The 16396-nt window shown below is 47.0% G+C and carries 15 protein-coding genes; 1 reads left to right on the top strand and 14 read right to left on the bottom strand.

The genetic code is table 11. The annotated features are described in order from the left end of the window. Positions 1-56: 56 nt before the first annotated feature. From MKY62_RS03805 to MKY62_RS03795, 3 genes are all read right to left on the bottom strand, one after another. A complete protein-coding gene (locus MKY62_RS03805; RefSeq protein ID WP_003179681.1) occupies positions 57-1259 on the bottom strand; it encodes a GTP-binding protein in 1203 nt (400 codons plus the stop codon). Between the two features lie 65 nt (positions 1260-1324). Continuing rightward, the gene (locus MKY62_RS03800) at positions 1325-2998 is read right to left on the bottom strand and encodes a nucleoside recognition domain-containing protein (RefSeq protein ID WP_003179680.1); all 1674 of its coding nucleotides are present in this window, start codon (positions 2996-2998) and stop codon (positions 1325-1327) included. Further along, positions 2992-4104: an NAD(P)/FAD-dependent oxidoreductase gene (locus tag MKY62_RS03795; RefSeq protein WP_003179677.1), complete on the bottom strand. Its 1113-nt coding sequence runs from the start codon at positions 4102-4104 to the stop codon at positions 2992-2994. Before MKY62_RS03795 ends, MKY62_RS03800 begins: the two co-directional genes overlap by 7 nt. 132 nt (positions 4105-4236) lie before the next feature. Between MKY62_RS03795 and folE2 the strand changes: the two genes are divergently transcribed. After that, entirely contained in the window at positions 4237-5139 is a 903-nt protein-coding gene (gene folE2, locus MKY62_RS03790) for a GTP cyclohydrolase FolE2 (RefSeq protein WP_003179674.1), read from the top strand. A gap of 168 nt (positions 5140-5307) precedes the next feature. Here folE2 and MKY62_RS03785 read toward each other — a convergent pair whose 3' ends face one another. The 11 genes from MKY62_RS03785 to MKY62_RS03735 form a co-directional block, all read right to left on the bottom strand. Then, entirely contained in the window at positions 5308-7197 is a 1890-nt protein-coding gene (locus MKY62_RS03785) for an ABC-F family ATP-binding cassette domain-containing protein (RefSeq protein ID WP_003179669.1), read from the bottom strand. Positions 7198-7281: 84 nt separating this feature from the next. After that, positions 7282-8706, bottom strand: a complete 1425-nt coding sequence (locus tag MKY62_RS03780) for a DASS family sodium-coupled anion symporter (RefSeq protein ID WP_003179667.1) — start codon at positions 8704-8706, stop codon at positions 7282-7284. A gap of 145 nt (positions 8707-8851) precedes the next feature. Next, entirely contained in the window at positions 8852-9703 is an 852-nt protein-coding gene (locus tag MKY62_RS03775; protein ID WP_003179665.1) for a methyl-accepting chemotaxis protein, read from the bottom strand. A 16-nt stretch (positions 9704-9719) separates the two neighbouring features. Beyond that, a complete protein-coding gene (locus MKY62_RS03770; protein ID WP_003179663.1) occupies positions 9720-11177 on the bottom strand; it encodes an aldehyde dehydrogenase family protein in 1458 nt (485 codons plus the stop codon). Positions 11178-11334: 157 nt separating this feature from the next. Then, on the bottom strand, positions 11335-11658 hold the full coding sequence (locus MKY62_RS03765; RefSeq protein WP_223307071.1) for a DUF2178 domain-containing protein: 324 nt from the start codon (positions 11656-11658) through the stop codon (positions 11335-11337). Further along, positions 11642-11851: a helix-turn-helix transcriptional regulator gene (locus tag MKY62_RS03760; RefSeq protein ID WP_003179660.1), complete on the bottom strand. Its 210-nt coding sequence runs from the start codon at positions 11849-11851 to the stop codon at positions 11642-11644. The genes MKY62_RS03765 and MKY62_RS03760 overlap by 17 nt, the downstream gene beginning before the upstream one ends. Before the next feature lie 156 nt (positions 11852-12007). Next, a complete protein-coding gene (locus MKY62_RS03755) occupies positions 12008-12727 on the bottom strand; it encodes a YebC/PmpR family DNA-binding transcriptional regulator (RefSeq protein ID WP_003179658.1) in 720 nt (239 codons plus the stop codon). Positions 12728-13138: 411 nt separating this feature from the next. Then, entirely contained in the window at positions 13139-13897 is a 759-nt protein-coding gene (locus MKY62_RS03750) for a class I SAM-dependent methyltransferase (protein WP_003179654.1), read from the bottom strand. Positions 13898-14062: 165 nt separating this feature from the next. Beyond that, the gene (locus tag MKY62_RS03745) at positions 14063-14185 is read right to left on the bottom strand and encodes a PhrK family phosphatase-inhibitory pheromone (protein WP_011197633.1); all 123 of its coding nucleotides are present in this window, start codon (positions 14183-14185) and stop codon (positions 14063-14065) included. After that, positions 14182-15294, bottom strand: a complete 1113-nt coding sequence (locus tag MKY62_RS03740) for a Rap family tetratricopeptide repeat protein (RefSeq protein ID WP_003179651.1) — start codon at positions 15292-15294, stop codon at positions 14182-14184. Before MKY62_RS03740 ends, MKY62_RS03745 begins: the two co-directional genes overlap by 4 nt. Positions 15295-15541: 247 nt before the next feature. After that, the gene (locus tag MKY62_RS03735; RefSeq protein ID WP_003179649.1) at positions 15542-16390 is read right to left on the bottom strand and encodes a PRD domain-containing protein; all 849 of its coding nucleotides are present in this window, start codon (positions 16388-16390) and stop codon (positions 15542-15544) included. Positions 16391-16396 lie beyond the last annotated feature (6 nt).

Here is a 16396-nt window from a genome sequence, read left to right as displayed (position 1 = left end):
GTTTGTTGGAAATAAAAAAGACAAAAGAGATGTCTCTCTTTTGTCTTTTTTTAGAATTATCTAGCTCTTTCAATCTGCCAATCGAACGGGTCAGATAAAAGCGACCAGTCGGCCGCCATCTCCGAATCTGTTAAAAGGCATCGATCCGCTTCTGCGGTAATTTCAGACGGCGACAGATCCAATCCGATAAAGACGAGCTTTGTATGGCGGTCTCCGAATTCTTCATTCCATTCTTTTAAAAGCTCAGGGTTCTGTCTGAGAATTTGTTCCTGTTCCGGTTTGGACAGTGCGGCCACCCAATAAGAGATCGGTTCCAGCGACACGGAAGGACCCGCCTGCGACATCAAAAGGGCAAGGGTGTTGCGCGTCGCACACCAGGCTATTCCTTTCGCCCTGACGACGTTTTCCGGCAGCGAATGAATCCAGTTATAAAACCGCTCTGTATGAAAAGGACGGCGCGCTTCGTATACAAACGAAGATATTCCGTATTCTTCAGTCTCAGGCGTATGCTGGTGGTGTCCTTGGTTTAATTCCCTGATCCAGCCTGCTGAACCGCTCGCTTCGTCAAAATTGAAGAGACCGGTGTTTAAGATGGCCTTCGGATCGACCTCTCCTTTGACCGCTCTGATGATGTTTGCTTTAGGCTGCAAAGTTTTCAGCACTTTCTCAAGCTTTTGCAGATCTTCCTCGGAGACAAGGTCGCATTTATTCAAAATCAGCACATCGCAGAACTCGATTTGATCGATGAGCAGATCGGCGATGTCGCGTTCATCCTCTTCGCCGACAGCCTCTTTCCGGTCCAGCAGGCTGTCCCCCGACTGAAAATCGTGCCAAAAACGATTGGCGTCGACAACCGTCACCATTGTGTCCAAGCGGCAGAACCGGGTCAAATCAATACCCAATTCTTCGTCGATGTAAGAGAACGTCTGAGCGACCGGGATCGGTTCGCTGATACCGGTCGATTCGATCACGATATAATCAATATTTCCCTGCTTCGCCAGCTTTTCGACTTCAACCAGCAAATCCTCTCTGAGTGTGCAGCAAATGCAGCCGTTTGACATTTCGACCAGCTTTTCATCCGTCCTCGACAGGCCGCCGCCTTGCTTGACAAGCCCTGCATCAATGTTGACTTCGCTCATGTCATTAACAATAACGGCGACTTTCAGCCCTTGGCGGTTTTGCAATATGTGATTCAGCAGCGTCGTTTTACCCGCCCCCAGGTATCCGCTTAATACTGTCACAGGAATCTTTTTACTCATTTTTTCATTCTCCTTCCTCTTATCAAATAGTAATTATTACGATTTATATTTTATTTCACCACACTTTATTTAAAAATGCAAAGCGTCAGCTTCAAGATGATCATGATGATCAAAACCGAAACGACTGAAGTGGCCATCTGTTTTCCCATAATGGCTGCCGCCGTTTTCATCCCCAGTTCCTTGGCAATTGTCCAAACCGTCACCATGCATGGAGTAAAGGTTGATGCCAAGTAAATGAGCAGAAAGAGCGTTGCTCCCGGCAGCATGTCAAGAAGCGCTCCATTCCCTTCATTGAACAAGAGAATGCCGTCTTTCCTGATCAGGGAAAAAACAAGGCCAGGCGCCGCATCTTCTGGAGCGCCGAACAGGCTTAAAACAGGCGAGACAAGCAATGTCACAAGACGGATGACACCGAGTTCATTCAATACGGTCGCCGCCAGGCAAATGATGAGAAAGATCGGCATCGCCTGAAAGATAAATTGCTGAAGCACTTCTTTTACTCGAAAGACGATCCCTTTCCAGGACGGCTTCTGCAAAAACGTTTGCCGTCGCTCGAAGTAAGCGGCCCATTTCTGATCGATGCGATACCATATCCGGTTATGAACGGCCGCTGCGGCAACAAGAACAGCGAGGTAAGGAATAAACAGCCACTCCCTTCCCGCAGCATGAAAAATCGACAGCGTCGCACCGATTTGGTAGCTGCACGCTGATCCGAAAGAAATAAACGATACACAGCGCTTTCTCGTACACATGCTGCATGACCGCGTCTGCTGAACGGCCACGACATTGCAGCCAAATCCGGTCAAAAGCGGAACTAAATCACGGCCGTTCAGACCGATCTTCCGCATCAGCGGGTCCAATGAATCGACGATCCGGTCCTTTAAACCCGAATCATCCGCTGCAGCATTCGCTATAGACATAAACAAAACGACAGGAAACGCCCAAACAAACGAGTAAATGCCAAGGGATAACAGGCCATAGTTCCCCGCCAATGCCGCGCCCAGCCATGACGGCAAGCCCCCGACCGCATTTTGGAGCGGTTCAACCGCCCATTTGTCCGCAGATTGCTGCACCCACTCTGATGTATGATAAGCCAATACGATCGGCGCCATAAACAACAAACATAAAAGTGCAGCGCTCACTACAGGCCCCGCTACGGGACGATGAAACACAGACTGCTGAACAGCCACACTTTCAAGTTCAATCTGTTTCATCCGCCTCCGTTTGAGCGGATGAAATTCAGCCTCTTTTCTTAAAAAAGCGATGATCCGCTCTTTTTTATCGTCTGTCACGGTTCTCGTATCAACCAGCAGGACCGGGAGACTGTGCTTGGCCACTTGCTCAGAAAGCTTCCGGCGCATGGCGTCCGTCATTTTATCCTGAAACGTAACGATAAAGCAGACGCGCCGGGCTTCCGGCGGAATCAGCTCCAAGACCGCGTTCAGCTCTTCAGAAAAATGGGTGCCGCGCAAGACGGCAACCACCTCATCGGCCTTTTCGATCTCTTTTTTCAGCGCTCGTTTCGACACGCTGCCATCCTCCCGAATGCCCGGTGTATCAATGGCTTGCCAGCCCGGAAGGCTTTTGATCTCCCGTTCAGCCGCAAATATCGTCGATCCTTTCACATTTGCTGCTTCGCCTGCCCTCTGATCAGTGATCGCTGAAAAAAGCGTTGTTTTTCCGACCGATTCGAGTCCGATGAAGAGCATGCGCTGCCGCCGCGTTGGTTCTTTCAGCATTCACACTGCACCTCACAGCAGCTCAAATCTGTGAGAAACATTTGATTTTCCCTGTATTCTGTCAGCACCTTTTCATCGATCGAAAACCTTCGTTTTTTCAACAAATGCTCGGCGATGACGGCGAATCGCTGCCTGAATTTATAAATGAAGCAAAAGACCGCGTTTTGATGCTGAACGCTCGGCCCGATTAAATAAAGACCGTCCGTCACGGTCGACATGTCTTCATTTGTTAAAAGCGGCTTGCCGTTCTCTCCCCATTCAAACAAATGCTCGATTTGTTTTGCGCCGGAATGAAAGCCTGTCGCGATAATCGGCCGTGTTTCCGAACGGATCTTCCTCGCGTCTGACAAATATAAATCATAGGCTGGTCCGTTTTTCGCCAGTTTCTCTACAACGGCTTTTTCCAAAAACTGAACCTTCCCTTTTTCATACGCATCTTCTAGACGCTCCCATGTGTAAGGTGAAAGCGACCTGCTCGGATCGGCTTCAGCGTTTTCGCGGAGCGAATTCGGCATCACAACCGTCACATCGCTGCCATAGGACGCCAGTTGTACCGCCGCATCCATTGCGCTCTCATAGCCGCCTACCACGTAAAAATGGGCTTTTTCAAATTGGCTCCATCTGGCGACCTTGCTGTTGTGGATGCCAATCTCTGCACCATGAAACGAATATTTCGGGAATTGGAATTCACCGGCTCCCCAAATAACGTCTTTGGCCTTCATAGTGCCTTTATCTGTTTCAACTGAAAAACCGCCGTCGTCTTTATGAACGCTGCGAACCGATGTGCCTTCTTGAATTGGAAGCTGAAAATGATCGGCCAAAAGCGCCAAATAATCTCCATACTCCCGTCCGCTCAAGTGCTCGCGTTGAAAAGTAAAGGCAGGGGATGTTCCCGGAGCAACAGCGTTTAAATCCAAAGCCCCGAATCCCTGCCCGGTAAAGGACGGCGTTATCAGTTTCATTTCTTCAGGCCAGCTTCGGAATGAAGCTCCTGCACGGTCTTTTTCCAAAATCGTAAACGATTTAAAACCGAGTTTTTTCAGAACGATCCCCATTCCAATACCTGCGGGTCCCGCTCCAACAATGACGATTTCGCTATGCTGCAAAACAACCACTCCCTAAACGAAATCATTTCGATTTAATTTGCATGCTTTAGACATGACCACTTGATTTTATCACAGCATTGCCTCAAAATAAATAGGAACTATTTCTATTTACTGAAGAAAGGGGTCTCATCAATGGAACGCAAACTGCATTTGCCCGCAAAACCCGAACGCCACCGCCGCTTCGGATCTGTCGAAGCCGTGAAAGGAATAAAACCGACTGATAAAGAACAGATGAAGGATATTCAAAATACACCGAACGACTATTTTTTTGACATTGACCATGTCGGTGTCTCAAACGTTTCGCATCCGATTTTGATTGCTTCCTCGCTCAAGCCGTTTACACAAACGACGATCGGCGCTTTTTCCTTTACGACGAGCCTTGCGCGCGACCGCAAAGGAATCAATATGAGCCGCCTGACAGAACAGCTGCAGCGCTATCACGAAGCAAACTGGACGGTTGACTTCCATACACTGAAAGATTTTGCAAAGGATTTAGCCGGCAATATGGAACAGGAAAGCGCATCCGTCTCCGTCAGTTTTCCATGGTATTTCGAACGCATCAGCCCGGAAACCAAATTGTCCGGACTGATGCATGCCGATATCCATATGACAGTCTCTTATCATGAAAACAAAGGCTTTTCGCAAACCGCCGGCATCACCGCCCATGCGACGACGCTCTGCCCTTGTTCAAAAGAAATCAGCGAATACAGCGCCCATAACCAGCGCGGCATAATCAAGATCACCGCGCATATCAATGAACAGGCGGAGATGCCGGACGATTTCAAAGCCGAGCTTCTTGCCGCAGCGGAAACGAACGCAAGCGCAAAGCTCCATCCCGTCTTAAAAAGACCCGATGAAAAGAGAGTGACTGAACAGGCTTATGAGAATCCAAGATTTGTAGAAGACGTCCTCCGCTTAACAGCTGCCGACTTATACGAAATGGACTGGATCTCCGCCTTTGAGATCGAATGCCGGAACGAAGAATCGATTCACTTGCACGATGCCGTGGCGCGGCTGTCGTTTTCCAAATGTTAAAAAGCTCGGCCGAAAAAATGGCCGAGCTTTACAATTTTAATGATGAGCGTGGTCAAGCAGACGATGCTGAACATCATAAAGAATGCCAGCGAGCCTCTTCTGTTTTCTTTGCGGCAGCCCATTGCTTTTATAAACAAGAGAACACATAATGCGGCCATCAGCAGACAGTTACGATTGTTCAAGCTCTTCGATCAACAGCGACAGCTCTGTCCAGCGCTCCATTGCCGCTTCGAGCTCTTCGGCTGTTTGCGCCTGCTCTTCCATCAATGTCTGGATTTTGGCAAAATCGCTGCCGGCGGCGGCGATTTCCTCTTCAAGCCGTTTATGCTTTTCTTCCAGAGCGGCGATTCTGTCTTCGATGCCGTCCCATTCCAGCTGATCTTTATAAGACAGTTTCTTCCTTTTCTTTTTCTCAGGTTTGACAGGTTCTGCGGCTTCAGACGCCGGCTTTTGACGGCTGTTCTCCTTTTGCTTCTCCATATATTCGCTGTAGGAACCTTGAAAACGCGATACGTTTCCGCCGCCTTCAAATACAAGCAGCCTGTCGACTACGCGGTCAAGGAAATAGCGGTCATGGGATACGGTCACGACAACGCCGGGAAACTGCTCCAAATAATCTTCGAGCACGCCGAGCGTCTCGGTATCAAGGTCGTTTGTCGGCTCATCGAGGAACAGGACGTTCGGCTCCTCCATCAGCACTTTCAAGAGATAAAGGCGCCTCTTTTCCCCGCCTGACAGCTTGCGGATCAAGTTGCGCTGCACGCTCCGCGGAAAGAGGAACCTTTCCAGCATCTGCTCCGCTGTGACCACTTGTCCGTCGGCCGTTTTGACGACCTCAGCCGTCTCCTTGATGTATTCGACGACCTGCAGCGCATCGTTCATTTCGCTGTGATCCTGTGTATAATAGCCGATTCTTACGGTCTGGCCGATCGTGATCTGTCCTCCGTCAGGCTTAATGCGCCCGGCAAGCGCGTTTAAGAGTGTTGTTTTGCCGATCCCGTTCGGTCCGATGATGCCGATCCGGTCCCCCGGCACAATCAGTTCATTGAATGAACGGACAAGCTGATTCCCGCCGCGGCTGATGTCAACGCCTTCCGCTTCAATCACCTGCTTGCCGAGACGGTGGGAGCCGATCGCGAAATCAAGGGAAGAACCGGTTTCAGGCGCGTCCTGCTCCTTTAGTTCCTCCACCCGCTGAATTCTTGCTTTTTGCTTTGTCGAACGGGCTTTGGCCCCCCTTCTCAGCCAAGCAAGCTCCCTTCTGAGAAGGTTTTGCCGCTTCGTTTCGTTTTGTTCGGCGAGCGCTTCTCTTTCGGCCCGCTTTTCCAAAAACACTTCGTAGTTCCCTTTGTATGTGTATAGGCGCCCTCGATCCAGTTCATAGATCCTGTTGGTCACCCGGTTTAAAAAATAGCGGTCATGGGTGACGAGGACGACGGAGCCCGGATACCCGCTCAAATAGCCTTCAAGCCATTCGATCGTTTCATTGTCAAGGTGGTTTGTCGGCTCATCCAAAATGAGGAGGTCAGCGGGCTGAATTAATGTTTTCGCAATCGCAACACGCTTTTTTTGCCCCCCGGAAAGGGAGCTCACTTCTTTTGCCACATCCGCGACGCCAAGCTTCGTCAATATCGTTTTTGCCGCCGTATTCGCGTCCCAGGCGCCATGTTCGTCCATTTTCCCCTGCGCCGCCAGCAGGTTTTCCTGCTTCTTCGGATCATCAGGCGCCGCATTCAGCTCCTGAAGCGCCTGCTCATACGTCCTCATCGTCCGCATCATCACGGAATCTCCCGAATAAATGTGCTCAAGCACGGTTTCCGGACCGTCCAAATCAGGATCCTGATCCAAGTACTCGATATGGAGGCTGCCGGGCTTTGTGATGTCTCCTTTTTCGGTCGATTCATGGCCGGCGATCACTTTCAGCAAGCTGCTTTTTCCCGTTCCGTTCGGTCCGATCAAGCCGATCCGTTCGTTTTCTTCAATATGGAACGATATATGGTCAAATAATGTTTTGTCTCCGTAAGTTTTATATAAACCTTCCGCTTTAAAAATGCTCATCTGTCTACCAATCCTAACGTAATGTCATAACTTTATTTTAATGCAGATGATGCAAGAAAACTAGTGAGAGCTTTTTCGCGGACATTATTGAAAGACGGCCGGAAGCCAAAAATATGCGCTGATCACAATCAAGAAGACACCTGCGATATTGAGCCAAAAGCCCGCCCTGACCATATCCTTTATCGTCAGCAGATTGGAGCTGAAGACGGCCGCATTCGGCGGGGTGGAGATCGGAAGCATGAAGGCGCACGATGAAGCAAGCGCAGCTGCCGCCATCAGCCCGTACGGCTCGACCTGAAGCGCGGCGCCAAGGCCGATCGTCATCGGAATCACCATATTGGCGACAGCCGTATTAGACATGATTTCAGTCATAAATAAAATCGCAGCCGTCAAAATAATCAGGACAAATAAGTAAGGGTGGCCTTCCAACAGCTTGAGCTTGCCGCCGATCCATGCTGTCAGATTGGTCGCCGAAAAACCGGCCGCAAGCGACAAGCCGCCTCCAAACAATAGAAGCAGTCCCCATGGCAGCGACTGCATATCCTTCCATTCCAAAATCCGTTCATCCTTTGTACTCGGAATTAAAAACAGCAGAACCGCTCCGAAAATCGCGATCGACGTATCTGATATTTGAAACGGAAGGATAAATTTGAACATCCACAAACATGCGGTTAATAAAAAAACGGTAAAAACCGATTTTTCCTCCCTCGTCATTGCGCCAAGCGCCTTTAAATCATGATCGATAAAATCAGGCTTTTTTCCTTGAAAAGCGCTCACTTTAAATTTTATTTTCGTTAAATAAACATATAAAATGGCAAGAAACAGAATGGAAACCGGGAACCCGAATAAAAACCATTCAAAAAACATAATTTCGTGATTGAGCATCTGCTTGGACATCGCAGCAAACACCGCGTTCGGAACGGAACCGACCAATGTGGCAAGTCCGCCGATCGACGCCGCATACGCGACAGCCAGCAAAATGCTTTTGCTGAACTTCTGCAGCGATTCGCCTTTTAAAATTTCTTTTTCCTGCACTTCTTTAATGACTGCTAGCGCTACGGGAAGCATCATCAAAGCGGTGGCAGCATTCGAAATCCACATCGATAAAAACGCAGTCGCCGCCATCACGCCAAGCACGATCCGGTGGCTTTCAGCCCCGATCCGCTTTAAAATGTGCAAAGCCATCCGTTTATGAAGATTCCATTTTTCGATGGCGATCGCAATGATAAATCCCCCCATATACATAAACACAATCGGATCGCCGTATGCTTTGGCCGTCGTTTCCATATCTAAACCACCCAATGTCGGCAGCAAAATGACTGGCAAGAGCGATGCCGCCGGAATCGGCACGGCTTCCGTAATCCACCAGACGGCCGTCCAGGCTGTAACCGCAAGAACGATTCGCGGCGCGTAAGCCAGCTCAGCTTCCGGTATCAAGCCGAGAATCAGCAAAAAACTGATCGGCCCCAATAACAATCCGGTCAGTTTAGTCGTTGTATATACTCTCATCTATCCCATCCCCCTTGAAAGCGGTTTCCCATTCATCACTTTTCGCTTTGACCGGGGAAAATTCCTCTAAAAAATTTAAAATAAAATTTTAATAAATGAAAAATTAGAAAAGCCCGCCGATTTTGCCAGCGGGCCTGTGAAAGTTCTAGTCTTCAAATTGGTGTTCCGCCATCTTGGCAAGGTTTTGCGCGTTGCTGCTGATCTCCTGCATCGTGGCGGAAATTTGTTCAACACCTGCGGCCTGGCCGCTCGTATGTTCATTGATGACTTCGATCGAATGCTCAAGGTCTTTTAATAACGCGTGGATTTTCTTCGTGATTTGGTCAATCTGGCCGACGTTTTCTTTTGAGTGTGTCGCAAGCTTGCGGATTTCGTCGGCGACGACGGAGAACCCTTTTCCTGACTCTCCGGCTCTCGCCGCTTCAATCGCCGCGTTCAGCCCGAGCAGGTTGCTTTGATCTGAAATGCCTTTTACGGTGACTGAAATTTTCTCGATTTCTCCGGCGCTTTCACTGACTTCCTTCGCCTGCTTGGAGATGTCGGACATTTGTCCGGAGAAGCCGCTGACAGATTCGGCGATATCCTGAATGGCCGAAGCCGTCTGCTCGACGATGACCGACAGGCTTTCCGCGACGCGGTGAAGCTGATCCGATTTTTCAAGGCTCGTGCCGAGCCCGACTCCGCCGATAACCCTTCCGTTCTCGTCGTGGAGCGGGATCGCTCTCGCCGCAAGAGGGAAGCCGAACAGCTCCTTAGGCACCATGCTTACTTTCTTTTTGTTTTGGCGGATGGCGTCTGTAATAATATCGCCTTCCTGCAAAGGGTCACCCGCTTTGACATTCAGGGAAAATGTCTTTCCCGGGATGTTGACGATCAGCTTTTCGGTATCGTAAATCCCCACTGTCACATCGTCCTGAATCAGCTGATTCAGGAACGGCGCCACTTTCACAAAAGCATCCAGCAGCGGGTGGATGTCCGTTTTTACTGCTTCATTCATGTATCAAATCCTCCTCTTAATATGGAAAACTCCTTTTTTGGTGCTGGACGGAAATCCATTTTAATGTCGTAAATTCGTCAAGGCTCCACTCTCCGTTCAGCCTTCCGATCCCCGATTGCTTTTCACCGCCGAAAGCGACATGCGGCTCATCGTTGATCGTCGTGTCATTGACATGGATCATGCCCGTCTCGATTTGCTTTGCGATGGCAACGCCGCTCTCCACATTTCCCGTGTGTACGGCTCCGCTCAGTCCGAAAGGCGTGTCATTCGCGATCTCAACCGCGTCTGCTTCGGTCTCAAACGGCATGACGCATACAACCGGACCGAACAGCTCTTCCTTGGCGACAGACATATCAGGCGTGACATCCGCAAGAATCGTCGGCTCGACGAGATTGCCTTTAATATCGCCTTTCAGAAGCGGTGTGGCGCCTTCTTCGATGCCTTTTTCAATCGATTTTCTTAAATGTTCAGCTTGGCGTTCATTAATAACAGGGCCGATAACGGTTTCAGGGTCCAGCGGATCGCCCGTTTTAAGCCCGGATACTTTTTGGCTGAACAGCTTTAAAAATTCCGGATACACTTCTTTTTGAACAAGAATCCGGTTGGCCGACATGCAGATTTGCCCTTGATGTGTGAAGCGGCTGAAAGTCGCGGCATTGACGGCGTATTCCAAATCGGCATCCTCGAGAACGATCAAGGCGCTGTTTCCTCCGAGTTCAAGCAGCGGTTTTTTGAAATGTTTGATCGCCAGCTGCCCGATATAGCTGCCGACCTTCGTTGAACCGGTAAACGAGATGATTCGCGGAATCGGATGCTCAACGAAGCTGTCGCCGATTTCCCCGATATCTGTGACCACGACATTCAGCAGTCCCTTCGGAAGACCGGCTTCTTCAAAAATCTTTGCAATCAGCGTGCCGCCGCAAATCGGTGTTTCCTCATGCGGCTTTAAAACAACGCCGTTCCCGGCGCCAAGCGCGGGCGCAACTGATTTTACAGATAAAAAGAACGGAAAATTGAACGGACTGATGACGCCGACCACTCCCGCCGGAATGCGGTATATCCGATTTTCTTTCCCATCAACCGGTGAAGGGAGAATTTTGCCTTCCATTTTGAGCGGGAAGCCCGCCGCTTCTTTGATCATATTGACGACAAGATCGATTTCAAAAGCCGCTTTCAGCCGTGTTCCGCCAAGCTCCTCCATAATGAGAAACACAATCGCTTCTCTATTGTCTTCAATATAAGCCGCGGCTTTTTCTAAAATTGCCCTTTTTTCATAGGGATTGACGCCATCCCATTTCTTTTTCGCCTCAAGCGCAGCTTTGTAAGCCGCATCGACATCCTCCCGCGTCGCTTTCCGAAAAGAGGCAATCGTTTTATGGGTAAAAGGATTCAGATCGGCCAACACGCTTTCACTTTGGCCGTCTCTCCATTCCCCTCCTATGTATTGACGGTTGAGGTCAGTTATTTGAATCATTCAGTCCATCTCCTATCAAACAGTTTTGGGAAAAGTTAGACTACATCTTATGTATCGGCAATCTTTCAAGAAAATTCAATCTTATGGGTCTTTTGGATATAAAAAAAGATTTTACCGATAAATCGGTAAAATCCGGATACAAGGGGAACAGCACCGCTCAGTTTTTCTGAGCAAGATAAACGGTTGTGATCAGCATTGATAAATATTGCAGGATATATAAACCTGTTATTAGGAAAAATGAAAAGGATATTCCTTGGAAAATGATCACCAACGCCCAGGCAATTAAAATGGCCGCCATTGTAATGTTCCAGGAGAGCGCCTTAGCCTGATAGCTAATCTTCTGCTGGCGCTCATCGAACAGCCTCTCTTTTTTTCCAATTCGTCTGTTTACTTTGTAAACAATTGCGATCCCGAGCACGCCTATTCCTAAGCCCGCTAAAGCGATCAGTATGTTTGTCATCGTTTCAGTCAATATTTTCATCCCCCTCAAAAATAAATAAATCTTCAATCAGACATTCAAAAATTTGAGCCAGTTTATGCGCCAGAACGAGTGAAGGTTTATATTTTCCCTTTTCAAGGGAAATCACCGTTTGCCTCGACACATTAAGCCTTTTAGCCAGTTCTTCTTGTGTCATGTTCAGCGAAGTGCGCTTTTCCTTTATTAACGTTTTCATCTTTCCTCCATTGGGAATGTAAAGTTCACTATACGTAAAGTATACTTAACAAAAAAATAAAATGTCAAGTTAACTTTACAATAAAAAAAGATAGACAAAACAGGTCGTCCTCCTGTTCATCTATCTTTTCTTTCCCGATTTTTTCAGGGCCTCTTTTTACGCCCCTAAATCGACATTATGGTAAACTTGCTGAACGTCTTCCAGATCTTCCAGCGCGTCAATCAGCTTTTCAAACTGTGCGCGCGCGTCCTCTGGAAGGGCGACGTCATTTTGCGCGAGCATCGTCAGCTCGGCCACCGTGAACTCAGTAATGCCGGCGTTTTGCAGCGCCTCCTGTACGGCGTGGAACTGATCGGGCTCGGCATAGACGATCACTGCATCGTCTTCCTCTAAAATATCACGGACATCGATATCCGCTTCCATCAATAATTCGAGCGTTTCATCAGCCGTTTTGCCTTCAAAGCCGATGACGGCCGTCGGATCAAACATGTAAGCGACAGATCCGCTCACTCCCATGTTTCCGCCGTTTTTGCCAAATGTGGAGCGCACATCGGCAGCCGTGCGGTTGACGTTGTTTGTCAACGCGTCAACGATCACCATCGCTCCGTTCGGACCGAAGCCTTCATAGCGCAGCTCGTCGTAATTTTCCTCAGAGCCGCCCTTCGCTTTTTCGATCGCCCGCTCAATAATCGCTTTCGGGACATTGTATGTTTTGGCGCGCTCAAGCACGAATTTCAGGTTCTGGTTCAGTTCGGGATCGGGCTCTCCCTGCTTTGCCGCCACATAGATTTCGCGGCCGAACTTCGCGTAGATTCGGCTCGTATTCGCATCCTTGGACGCTTTCTTCTCTTTTATATTGTTCCATTTACGGCCCATGATGTAACCACTCTCTTTCAACATTGAATCTTTCATTCACAAAATCTATTATACCCCAGGGCCGGGCGATTTCATCAAATTGATGCATCGAATTTACGACATTTTTTTGGAAATCCTTCTAAGACGCGAGTTTTCCGCTGCCTTTCTTCTGCTCCTTCTTCACAACCGTGACAAAGATTCCGGCAATCACAAACACGATTCCGGCCAAATGAACGAATAGAGTAAAAAGCAAGCACCGTAACAATCATCGCATAATAGTCGCAGCCGCACTATCGAGAAAATAATTGGTAACAGTTTGGGATGACATCGCTTTTCCTCCTGATGTATGGATAAATAACCGGCTTTAAGAAAAAAAAGGATGTCACCATATAATATGAGACACCCTTCTTAGGCACAATCTTTGATCAAACTCTAAATCGCTTCCGCTAAAATCATAAACCGGTACTGTGTGACGTCAAAATAGCCCTTTTCTTCAATCATTTTATGAATCTCGTACAATTCATCCTTGTATTGATTCACTTCAAAACCGGGCGCCTGCCAGGGAATGGCTTTCAAATAATAGACCAGAGCCCCAATATCATAAAACCTTTGGACTGGAAACTCTTCCCTGCTTTTTAGAATCTTAAAATCTTGCTTTTCTATTTCTTTTAACGCTGTTTCCAAGTCCCAATCCTTAAATTCTTCATTTAGCGGCACGCCAAGTTTTTCATTGATTTCTTCGCAATCATGCCCGCCGACTTGCTGAGTGAGGAACAGTCCTCCTTTTGAAAGGATTCTCCTCACCTCTTGTGCTGAATATGATTCGTGTTTATTGATGATCAGGTCAAATTGGCCGGATTCAAATGGAAGCTCTTCATCATCATCAATTTGAACGACCTGAACCCCTAAAGGCGTCAATCGTTCCTTTGCGACTGGCACATTTGGCATATAACATTCAGTAGCGTATGCTGACGGAGGAAACGGCCCCAATTTCGATAAAAACTCGCCGCCGCCTGTCCCCATATCGAGCATGGATTTGGAATCTTGTATAAGAGACAGAGCCATGCTTCCGTATGACCATGAAAGCAGGTCGCTTTTCATTCGTCCTGTGTCTTCAATGAAAGAAAAATCCCAGCCGCTGAAAGGCTTGTCTGCGTGCTTTAAATATGAAAGAAATGTTTTGTCATTCATAATATTCCCCTCCAATTTTTAATGTTTAAATATGTTTTAAACGATTGGAGGGCCTCTCGCGAATCTGGAAGGTTTTTATATTTCATGCTCTGGCAGATTCATTGTAATTCCACACCCCGTTTCATGATTTAAAAAAGAAGCCCTGTAAAAGGACTTCAGCGAACATTAACCCCCAACCGGCAGCTCCGCTGTTTGAACGCCGCCTGACGCCTGATTGTGGCTTTGGGATAAAGCAGCTCCGCCTAAGACCATAGCAGTTAACGACAAGCAAAGAATTAATTTTTTCATGACAATACCTCACTCCCTAATGATCTCATTTTGTTTTCGGCTTTCATGAATATTTTAACAAATTCCAGCGCTTTCTTGTCATCTCCTTTTTTCTCAAAATAGCTTGAGATGAGCAAAGAAAGATCGCAGACACCGTCTAAATCATTCATCTCGTCCAAGGAATGGATGTCGTCTTTGATGCTTTTTACGTTTTCATGGCAATACAGCTCATAAATAATATTTATTTTCTTTTCATAATGCTTATTCCCGTTTTTCTTTAATTCCTCCTGTCCTTTTTTATGATAGAACAGGGCCGCTTCTGTTTCGCCGATTTTGAAAAACTCTCTGGTCAGCATGTAAAGCGAGTTGATATAGTAGCTTGACTTGCACCATTCGGCGTTGCTCAAAGCATGCTGGACGGCGAGAATGCATTCCTGAGACCGGCCGGAATTGGAATACAGAATGCTGATATTGTGATGAAGCATCGCTTCTAAAAATGAATCGTCAATCTTTTTGGAAATTTCAATCGATTCTTCAAAGTACTTCTCCGCATCTTTAAAGCGCTGCATCTGCATGTAATTTGTCCCCATCACAACTTGGGAAATCGCCAGCTTTTTTTCGTACCCGTCATGCATTTTGTAAATATTCATCGCGTCTCTCGCATAATTGAGAGAAACCGCATTTTGCCGAAGAGACATATACAGCCAGGACACTTTAAAATAAAACTCGGCCGCTTCAATCTGATCGGGCACCTTCGCCAGTTTTTTCTCGGCAACCTTGTACAGACTGATCGCCCGCTCAACATTCTTGTTGTACGCTTCATGCATCGCCTCAAAAAAGTAGAAATAGTAATCGATCATATGATCCGTCTGCTCGATGCACTCGATTTGCGAATCATTAAAGTAAGACTCCCGCGGCAGCCGCTCTCCCCTCGCATCATAAAGCATCATCCGGTACCGCTCCTCAAGAAGCGAAAAATAAGCCAGCACATTCTGATCCTCTTCCATCTCGGAAAACATCGACTTCGCCTCATCAAAAAGATGCTTTGCCTGCTCAGTATCGTGCTTTTTAATGGCCAAATGGAATTCGTTCAACACCCCCGCAACCACCTCTGAAGCGACCTTGCTCATGCCGAACCCCCTCTTTCTTTTTAAGATTGTTCTCTATCTTTAACATGATCTTATCACACGTGTAAATTTTTGTAATGACCTTTTGTCAATTAGTAATCTGTTTTTGTCAACAATTGAAAAAGCCTTTTGTTGTCAATTTCAACTGTTGGTAGTGATCAACAACTCATCTTGCCTATAAACAAAAAACGCTCCTTCTTTTTCAAAAACAAGAAACCACTCGCCTTCCACAAAGGCAAGTGGCTCTCATTTATTTTAATTGCTGATAAGAAATCAATCGATGAATATGGACTGCCAAGTATGTCAGTTCATCATTCGGAATGACGTTTCCGTGTACCTGCTTGATATAATCCTTAATTTTGAAAGCTACATCCATTGCTTGCGGATATAAATTAGCAATTTGCTCAAATAATTCATTCTCCTGATTTGCCAGCAATTTATCAGCGTAAAATCTTTCAACGAAAAATTTAACGTGTGTGATAAATCTGCTGTAGTGGATGTTTTCTTGATCTAATTTCATGTTTAATGTGTAACGGACAAGGTTGACAATGCTCCCGATCATTTTTGCATTTTTCATTCCATCTTTTGACTCTGTCTCTTCACCTAATGCATTGATTAAGTGGAACGCAATATTTGCCGCTTCCTCTTTCGGCAATTGGATCCCAAATGTTTCATTGATGAGCTGAAGCGCATAATTCCCTGCCTCAAACTCTTCCGTATAGTAGTTTTTAATTTCCCAGTAGACGCGATTCGTAATATTGATGTTCTTTTTATAGCGCTCTACTGCAAAATTCAAGTGATCCATTAATGTGAAGTATACACCGGAATTTAGCTTTGTTTTTAATCTTTCTTCTGCATGCTGAACAATTTGCTGGGTCAATTCAATAAATTCTTGCGGAATTGAATCCAACAGTTGGAGAAATTCCTTTGCCTTCATATTGTCTACTGGCATAAACACTTGATCAGCCTGTTTTTCTTCAATCATATTCCCAGGTTTTCGTCCGTAACCGATGCCCCTGCCGCATAAAACCATCTCCTGTCGGTTCTGGTCTACAGCCAGTACCACACTCGAGTTTAAAACTTTTTTTATTTTAAACATCGCCAT

It is taken from the genome of Bacillus sp. FSL R7-0646 (genome assembly GCF_037969865.1).
Lineage (GTDB): Bacteria > Bacillota > Bacilli > Bacillales > Bacillaceae > Bacillus > Bacillus licheniformis.
Note: the sequence above shows the minus strand (reverse complement) of the source record. Positions and strands in the feature narration are given on the sequence as shown.

Bases quoted from the DNA above. Each gene is read 5' to 3' on its own strand.
- MKY62_RS03785 (WP_003179669.1), bottom strand. From the start codon at position 7,197: ATGAGCATTTTTAAAGCGGAAGGTTTATATAAAACTTACGGAGACAAA.
- MKY62_RS03755 (WP_003179658.1), bottom strand. From the start codon at position 12,727: ATGGGCCGTAAATGGAACAATATAAAAGAGAAGAAAGCGTCCAAGGAT.
- MKY62_RS03775 (WP_003179665.1), bottom strand. From the start codon at position 9,703: ATGAATGAAGCAGTAAAAACGGACATCCACCCGCTGCTGGATGCTTTT.
- folE2 (WP_003179674.1), top strand. From the start codon at position 4,237: ATGGAACGCAAACTGCATTTGCCCGCAAAACCCGAACGCCACCGCCGC.
- MKY62_RS03750 (WP_003179654.1), bottom strand. From the start codon at position 13,897: ATGAATGACAAAACATTTCTTTCATATTTAAAGCACGCAGACAAGCCT.
- MKY62_RS03740 (WP_003179651.1), bottom strand. From the start codon at position 15,294: ATGAGCAAGGTCGCTTCAGAGGTGGTTGCGGGGGTGTTGAACGAATTC.
- MKY62_RS03745 (WP_011197633.1), bottom strand. From the start codon at position 14,185: ATGAAAAAATTAATTCTTTGCTTGTCGTTAACTGCTATGGTCTTAGGC.
- MKY62_RS03770 (WP_003179663.1), bottom strand. From the start codon at position 11,177: ATGATTCAAATAACTGACCTCAACCGTCAATACATAGGAGGGGAATGG.
- MKY62_RS03805 (WP_003179681.1), bottom strand. From the start codon at position 1,259: ATGAGTAAAAAGATTCCTGTGACAGTATTAAGCGGATACCTGGGGGCG.
- MKY62_RS03760 (WP_003179660.1), bottom strand. From the start codon at position 11,851: ATGAAAACGTTAATAAAGGAAAAGCGCACTTCGCTGAACATGACACAA.
- MKY62_RS03765 (WP_223307071.1), bottom strand. From the start codon at position 11,658: ATGAAAATATTGACTGAAACGATGACAAACATACTGATCGCTTTAGCG.
- MKY62_RS03800 (WP_003179680.1), bottom strand. From the start codon at position 2,998: ATGCTGAAAGAACCAACGCGGCGGCAGCGCATGCTCTTCATCGGACTC.
- MKY62_RS03735 (WP_003179649.1), bottom strand. From the start codon at position 16,390: ATGTTTAAAATAAAAAAAGTTTTAAACTCGAGTGTGGTACTGGCTGTA.
- MKY62_RS03780 (WP_003179667.1), bottom strand. From the start codon at position 8,706: ATGAGAGTATATACAACGACTAAACTGACCGGATTGTTATTGGGGCCG.